The organism is Dietzia sp. CW19 (assembly GCF_014145265.1).
In the GTDB taxonomy this organism is placed as follows: domain Bacteria; phylum Actinomycetota; class Actinomycetes; order Mycobacteriales; family Mycobacteriaceae; genus Dietzia; species Dietzia natronolimnaea.
The window spans coordinates 22,702-29,238 of sequence record NZ_JAALEE010000541.1; the positions used below are offsets into that span (position 1 = coordinate 22,702).

The 6,537-nt window shown below is 70.8% G+C and carries 10 protein-coding genes and 1 tRNA gene; 1 reads left to right on the forward strand and 10 read right to left on the reverse strand.

Annotated elements, in window-relative coordinates:
* Positions 1 to 1,302: CopD family protein (locus G6021_RS17615; protein WP_241736607.1), on the reverse strand; the 1,302-nt coding region annotated here is incomplete at its 3' end.
* Positions 1,303 to 1,409: 107 nt separating this feature from the next.
* On the opposite strand from G6021_RS17615, the gene G6021_RS15380 reads away from it, so the two are divergent.
* Positions 1,410 to 1,482, forward strand: a tRNA-Arg gene (locus G6021_RS15380).
* 111 nt (positions 1,483 to 1,593) lie between these two features.
* On the opposite strand, the gene G6021_RS15385 is transcribed toward G6021_RS15380, so the two are convergent.
* From G6021_RS15385 to G6021_RS15425, 9 genes are all read right to left on the reverse strand, one after another.
* Positions 1,594 to 2,226: a hypothetical protein gene (locus G6021_RS15385; RefSeq protein ID WP_182641656.1), complete on the reverse strand. Its 633-nt coding sequence runs from the start codon at positions 2,224 to 2,226 to the stop codon at positions 1,594 to 1,596.
* Positions 2,227 to 2,649: 423 nt separating this feature from the next.
* Positions 2,650 to 3,045, reverse strand: a complete 396-nt coding sequence (locus G6021_RS15390) for an HNH endonuclease (RefSeq protein WP_182641657.1) — start codon at positions 3,043 to 3,045, stop codon at positions 2,650 to 2,652.
* Positions 3,046 to 3,536: 491 nt separating this feature from the next.
* Entirely contained in the window at positions 3,537 to 3,695 is a 159-nt protein-coding gene (locus G6021_RS15395) for a hypothetical protein (protein ID WP_182641658.1), read from the reverse strand.
* Positions 3,692 to 4,516 carry a phage major capsid protein gene (locus G6021_RS15400; protein WP_182641659.1) on the reverse strand — a complete coding sequence of 275 codons (825 nt, stop codon included), beginning with the start codon at positions 4,514 to 4,516 and terminating at the stop codon, positions 3,692 to 3,694. The genes G6021_RS15395 and G6021_RS15400 overlap by 4 nt, the downstream gene beginning before the upstream one ends.
* Positions 4,517 to 4,673: 157 nt before the next feature.
* Positions 4,674 to 5,189 carry a hypothetical protein gene (locus G6021_RS15405; RefSeq protein ID WP_182641660.1) on the reverse strand — a complete coding sequence of 172 codons (516 nt, stop codon included), beginning with the start codon at positions 5,187 to 5,189 and terminating at the stop codon, positions 4,674 to 4,676.
* Positions 5,186 to 5,548, reverse strand: a complete 363-nt coding sequence (locus G6021_RS15410) for a hypothetical protein (RefSeq protein WP_182641661.1) — start codon at positions 5,546 to 5,548, stop codon at positions 5,186 to 5,188. The genes G6021_RS15405 and G6021_RS15410 overlap by 4 nt, the downstream gene beginning before the upstream one ends.
* Positions 5,545 to 5,832 carry a hypothetical protein gene (locus G6021_RS15415; protein WP_182641662.1) on the reverse strand — a complete coding sequence of 96 codons (288 nt, stop codon included), beginning with the start codon at positions 5,830 to 5,832 and terminating at the stop codon, positions 5,545 to 5,547. Before G6021_RS15415 ends, G6021_RS15410 begins: the two co-directional genes overlap by 4 nt.
* Complete coding sequence (locus G6021_RS15420; protein ID WP_182641663.1) at positions 5,829 to 6,101, reverse strand: hypothetical protein; 273 nt, start codon at positions 6,099 to 6,101, stop codon at positions 5,829 to 5,831. Before G6021_RS15420 ends, G6021_RS15415 begins: the two co-directional genes overlap by 4 nt.
* A complete protein-coding gene (locus tag G6021_RS15425; RefSeq protein WP_182641664.1) occupies positions 6,098 to 6,382 on the reverse strand; it encodes a hypothetical protein in 285 nt (94 codons plus the stop codon). Before G6021_RS15425 ends, G6021_RS15420 begins: the two co-directional genes overlap by 4 nt.
* Positions 6,383 to 6,537 lie beyond the last annotated feature (155 nt).

A 6,537-nucleotide genomic window follows, 5' to 3' on the forward strand; every position in this document is an offset into this window, starting at 1 on the left:
CCCCATGCCGGAGCTGGTGGTGAGGAACAGCAGGACACAGCCGAGCACCCAGGCCACGGTCCGGCCCACCGGCCACGAGTCGCCGCGACGGCGCAGGGTGATCAGACCCCACACGTACAGGCTCAGCAGGACGACCGCGGCCAGGCCCAGCACCAGGTCGAAGCGCCACAGCCCGAGCACGGTGCCGAAGGAGAACGGACCGGGGAGCTCGAAGCCCAGCAGCGCCTCCTGGCGGGTGGGGACGTAGAGCGGCGCCGGCGGCGGGGTGCGGCCGAGCGAGACCGACAGCCCGATCGTGCCCGCCATCACCACGGCCTCGACCAGCCCGATCCGCAGCAGGGTCCCGCGGTCGACGGGGGCGTTGGCCGATCTGGACTCGATCTTCGCGATGATCCGGCGGCGCATCGCCAGCCCGAACATCGCGAGCAGGACCAGCAGCAGCGCCTTGGCCAGCACGAGCAGCCCGTAGGTCGACGAGAAGAGGTCGCCGGGGTGCAGCCGCACGAGCGCGTTGATGATTCCGGAGAACCCGAGCGCGACGATCGCGATGGTGGCCACCACCGAGTAGCGGCGCAGTGCCAGTGCCACGCGGGAGCCGCCCCGCATGGTGTGGGCGAGCACCGCGACCAGCCCACCCACGTAGAACGCCGCGGCGAACAGGTGGATGATCAACGAGTTGGTGGCGATGTCGTGCGCCGTGCTCCCTGAGGCGTGTCCCGTGGCCGCCACCGGCAGCAGCGAGAGCACCGAGACGCCCAGCCAGATCACCGACCAGCGCCAACTCAGGGTGAGCCGTTGACCGATCCCGGCCACCAGGGCGATCACCGCCGCCCACCGCCAGGACGAGGCCACGTCGATCTGGTTGATCGCCACGATCCACTGGTCCGGCGGCAGCGACTCCCAGAGGGTGCGGCCGGAGACGTCCGACAGGGTCAGCGGGATGAGCAGTGCCGCGGCCACCGCCCAGGCGATGTTGGCCCACGAGGAGATCCGCTGCGAGCGGTAGCCGTCCACGTCGAGGGTCTTGTCCTTCTGGGGCGGGGTGAAGAACGCCGCGAACAGGGCCGTCCCCACCGCCACCGCCGCGAGCAGCTCTCCCATCGCCCGGACCGCCGGGAGCCCGGCCGTGGTGAGAACGCCCGGGTCCGGGACTCCCACCAGCGCGAGCGCCACCTCGGTGGACATGCCCGAGAGCGGGATCACCACCGCCGCGGCCACCACCGCGAGCAGGATCACCACGGGCACCACGCTGCGGGTCCTGAGCGGTCCGGCGGTGGTGGGTGTCGACTTGGACGACGTCATGGCCACCATCGTATTAACCCGATCGCCCCCGGGCCGATTCGCGGCTGCTGCGCACACCCCCGGATCGGCTACCATTCTTCCGGCGACGCCGGACGCGAGCGTCGCAGGCCTCCGTAGCTCAGTGGATAGAGCATCCGGTTTCTACCCGGCTGGTCAGGGGTTCGAATCCTCTCGGGGGCGCTTAGGTTCGCGCTGTTCAGAATGGGTTTCTAGTCCGCGTTCCGCAGCCTGTGGGGAATCCGTGGGGAGTCGGTCACCATTCCCGACGTGGGCGGGCCGTGGGGATTCGCCCTACTTCGATGCTTCTTTCCAAGCCCCCACCAGCGCGGCCTCGAACTCCTCGCTGCGCTCACGGTCGCGCTGCTTGGTCGGGTGGTGGTCAATCGCGGATCCCGTCGGCGGGACCAGCGGGAACCGGAACACGCTCGTGTCACCGGTCAAGAGATCGACGGTGGCGTGGAAATGAAACTCTCCGCCGAGCGTCTGGTCACCCGGAAGCGGGCGGTTATGCCAATGCTCGAAATGCTGGTCCGTGATCTTCGAGTCCAAAGTGTCGACCGTCTTGAGTGGCACAAGGCGCGTCCGTGTGTCCGCCGGCTGATCCGCGAGGTTCGCATCGGTGGACCGCGACCAGTCCTCGATGGCAGAGGACGACTCGACGATCCCTAGAACGCCTTCATGGAGCCAAGCGAAGCGCCACGTGGTTCCCTCCTCGCCGGAGAGTCGCTCGACGACCGACACATCGAAGTGCTGTCCCGGATCCAAGTGCAGCGCAGCCAGCACTACATGAAACGGGGCGTACCCGTGGTAGCAGCCAAACGTCCGGGACCACTCCAGGTCCTTACTCATCTCGATTCTCATGCCCACCACGATCCTCCCCACCGCAGAGGCGCGTACCGGTTTCGTGGGATCGACGACCACCACCCCACGGGGTCCACCCACTCCCCCACCGTCGACCGTCAGCCGAGACGATGTGTCGATTCCGCCGCGCTCCGAGCAGCGGAGACCCCGCCGGCCGAGGTGAAACGGCTGTGCGGGGCTCCCTGACCAGCGACTACCGGGCGTACACCGACCATCCCCGCCGCCCGTACAGGCCGCGTGAGGGGCGGCTACGGGGTCGAAACCGACCCCTGAGACCCCCTGGTTGACGTGTCCCGGAAAACTTCCTGGAGCCGTACGGAGCAAAGAAAACAGAGCGGGTCGGCTGAACGGGCACCCCGGGGGAGGACGTGGCCCCCCAGGGGTCACAGCACCGGCCAGCGTCCACGTGGGCGGCCTCCCGTCCGCGCCGTGGGTCCGAGGTAGGGCGCGAGGTCGTCAGGCCGTCACAGCGGCGGTGAGGCGGCGTCAGTAGCCGGGGAGGTCTCGCAACGCCCGGGACGAGGACATGTCGATGTCGGTGGACCGTGGAGCGCGCGGGGCGCGTCCACCCTCGGCCGCGGTCTTCTTGGTGTGGCACCGTCGGCAGATCGCGCCGAGGTTGCCCGGGTCGTCGGAGCCACCCTCGGCCACACACACGATGTGATCGACGTGGTCGACACCGTCCTGCCCGCAGAGGTAGCACCGGTAGTCATCGCGCTCGAGGATCTCGGCGCGCAACCTGCGCCACGGTGCGCCGGCCGTGGCCTTACCTCGGCGCGATCCCTGCCAGTTCTTCTTGGGCGTGCAGGTCTCGCAGTACTTGGCCGGGGGATGCACGAGGTTGGTCTCGCAGCCGGGACAACGGCGGGGTGCTCGGGGCATGGGGTCCTCCTGGTCGGGGTGGTGGTGCCCGGCGGCGAGGTGGCCGTGGGGCAGGGTCGATGTGGGTGCGGGTAAGGCACCGCGGCGGGCCGGTTGTGGGTAGTCCACAAGGTCACGCCCCGGCGGCGGGGGTGATGAGGTGCGGTCGAGGTGATGGTGTCAGCCCCTCTGTCAGCACACACGCGGGCGATCCCGCGATGTGGGCGGGGGGATTGCGCACCGTGGGTGTTGGTGACCTCGTACAACACCCGGCCTCGGTGGTCACGGTCGCGGGGTGGACGCCGATCCCCTGCCCACCTGGTGCGCGGCGCGGGCGCGGGGCCGACGAGGTCGAGGGGATAGACCACCGCCCCCGGCCTCACGAGGAGACCGGGGGCGGCGTGTGCGGGCCAGAAGTTACCCGCCCCGCGGTGTCCGGTTATGCGGGCCGGACTGCGGTAGTCCCGGCCAGTGTAGCTCCGCGCGAGGTACGCGGCCGGGGGTTCATGGGGTCAGCCGGTGTACAGCTCGGCCGCGCCGGCGGCGACGAGGACCTCGGCGACCGAGGTCGGGATCGCGGCCAGCACGGTCCCCGGCACCGCGACGTGTCCGGCGTAGAACACACGCGCCGTGGTCGTGACCTCGGCCGTGCCCTCGGGGGCGGTCATCACGCGCCGACCGTGAGCTTGACTAGCGCGGCCGGGTGGTTGAACGCGAACGTCGCGCGCATCTTGGCCCGCACGCCGACGCGGTCGGACGAGAAGTAGGCGCTCGAGTCGGCGACCACCTCGGCGTCCTCGCGGACACCGAACAGCACGCGGTCACGCGGCACGCCCCACGCGGTGCCGGCGGGCAGGTCGGGGCTCAGGTGGACGGGCCGACCCTCGATGAGGATGCCGCCGCCCGCGTCCGGGGTGATGAGTCGCTGGTTCGACCCGGTCGCGGTCTTGAGCTTGCGCAGCGCGACGTAGTCGGCCGCGCTGACGATCCACGAGTCGATGTTGGCACCGACACCCGAGGCGGCGGCGACGGCGTCGACGAACGGATCTTCGTTGGCCCACGCGGTGCCGACCGGGATGACGGTGGCACCGGTGACGCTGCCGAGGCCGGCGGGGGCCGGGGCGGCGAGGTTGAGAACGAACGCCTTGTTGACCTTGCGGATGATGTCGCGCTTGAGCCCCTCGCCGATCTGCTCGACGGCGGAGGGTGAGGAGTCGTTGGCGAGCTCCGAGGTCACAATCGTCAGGCCGGCGACCTTGCGGGCCGGGGCCTCGACCTCATCGAACACCGCGTCACTCGCGGTGATCTCGGCCCCCTCCTCGACCCAGTCCGCGTTGGGGTCGTCCTGAACGGACGGGGCGCGGAGCTTGTTCGAGGTCATCGGTACGGGCGTGGCGACGAGGCCGGGCAGTGACTCGGCGAGGACCGGCTGGACGAGAAGGGCGGCGACGTCCTCGGGGCTGAGGATCGCCGCGCCGTTGGTGGTGTTCATGGGCATGGTGGTGCCTCCCAGGGCAGAGTTCGTGGAGTGCCCGGGCGGCAACGTCACGCGGCCAGGCGGGGTGTCTGCATCCCGCAGACGGAAGAAGCGCCGCCCCCGGTATCCCACCGGTCGGGCGACGCCTCTGACCTTACATCGTCACGTGACGCTACGTGTAGCGCATTCCATTCTCCCGCCCCGCAGCGCCGAACGCATCCGCCCAGCTCGGCGCACCGCTACCGCCGTACACCTGCCCCTCGGCCCGGCCGGAGGTGCGGCTGTGACCCCAGTCGGGGAAGCCCCGCGGCGGGGTGGCACCACGCATGAGGCCGGGGCGCTGGTCGACCAACGCCGCCGCCATAGCGGCGACCTCGTCGGCGTTGATGTCCCCGTTCTCGTCCCGCAGGTCGTCGAGGCTCACCCCGCCGAGGTCGAGCAGGTCCGATCCCTGGGCGAGGATCTCCCCGGCCAGGCGGGTCACCTCGGCGCGGTCGCGGGCGTCGAGGCGGGCGGCGAGGGCGTCCCGCTCGGTCTCGAGCTCAGCGGCACGCTCGCGGGCCTGACGGTCGCGGCGGTCCTGCCGGGTCTCGCGGCCGTTCTGGTCCTGGTCGTTGTCACCGCCGTCGGGCGGGGTCTGGTCCTGGTCGGACTCGGGGGTCTGGTCGTTGTTCAGCGGTGCGGTCATGGCGTGGGCTCACTCTCACTCGGGGTGGTGGGTTCGGTGGTGGGGATCGGTGGGTACAAGGTCGGCCACTCGCGGCGTCTGACGCCGACCGAGAGCCACCGGACCGAGGTCATCGTCTCGGGTCCGGGCGGGTTGCCCTCGGCGTCGGTCCATCCGAGGGCCTCGAGTAGCCGTCGTTCGGTCAGCGTGGCCGGTCGTTGGAACCGGACACCGAGGGCGTGGACCCGGTCGTGATCGGCCGCCGCGGTGCTGTCCTCGGCCACCTGGAGCGGTTCGGGCAGGGGCTCACGGAAGCACAGCACGCCGCGGGGGTCGCCGGGGCCGTGCGTCGGCGGGAGGGTGCTGGGGTCGATGGTCATGCGCCGTCACCGCCCTCGGTGCGTGCGGCGACCAGCTCGGTCACCGCGGAGTCGCGCCAGATCCCGAGGACGTGGTGGGCGTGGGCCTCGTCGTCGGTCACGCGGCGGACCACGTCGGCCGTCTGCCCGGCCAGCGCGAGGATGAGCGCCCGGGCCTCGTCGAGGCTCAGCCCGTCGAGCATCACGAGCGCGGTGTCGATGTCGTCGTCGAGGACGCACCGGGTGATCTCGACGGCGGACACCTTGGCCTCGGCGCGGGTCACAGGGTCGGTGAGGTTGGTCATGACCGGACCCCCTGGGCGGCGGCGACACGGTCCTGGGCCACGTCGAGCGCAGCCTGGGGCCAGTCGGTCGAAGTCTGGCGGGCCAGCACCTCGCACGCGGCGGCCAGGCGGTGTGCCAGCTCGACGACGAGGTCGTCCTGGTCGATCCCATGCGATGAGGCGACGGCGAGCACGGCGGCGGGGTCGGCCCCCTCGTGGCTGGCGACGACAACGTCTGTCGCGGCCAGGCCGACGCGGGCGGTGTAGTGGCGGGGTGGGTTGCACATCATGATTGGGACTCTCCGTCCTGGTTGGTGGTGGTGGTCTCGGCGAGGACGTATCGGACGTCCCGGCCGATGAGCTTCTGCTCGACACGTCCGGCGTCGAGGGCGGCCTCAAGCACGCCGTCGTGGTCGGACGGGGTGCCGTTCGCGGCGAAGTACTCGAACTTCATCCTGGTCCGCAGCTCCCGGCCGGTCAGACCAAGCGGGTACTTGGCGAGCACCCGGATCAGGGCTCGGTGCCGGGGGTCGAGGTCGGGCGGGGTGGGTGTGGGGCGTTCGGTGTTCATGCGGTGGTGCTCCGTTCGTCGCGGGTCAGATAGGGGTGGGTGGTGATGTGGTGGTCGGGGTACTCGACGGTGACGGCACCGCGGCCGGCACCGCGGACCCGGCCGCCCCAGATGCCGGTGAGCCGTTGCTCGTCGGCGAACTCGGCGCACGCGAC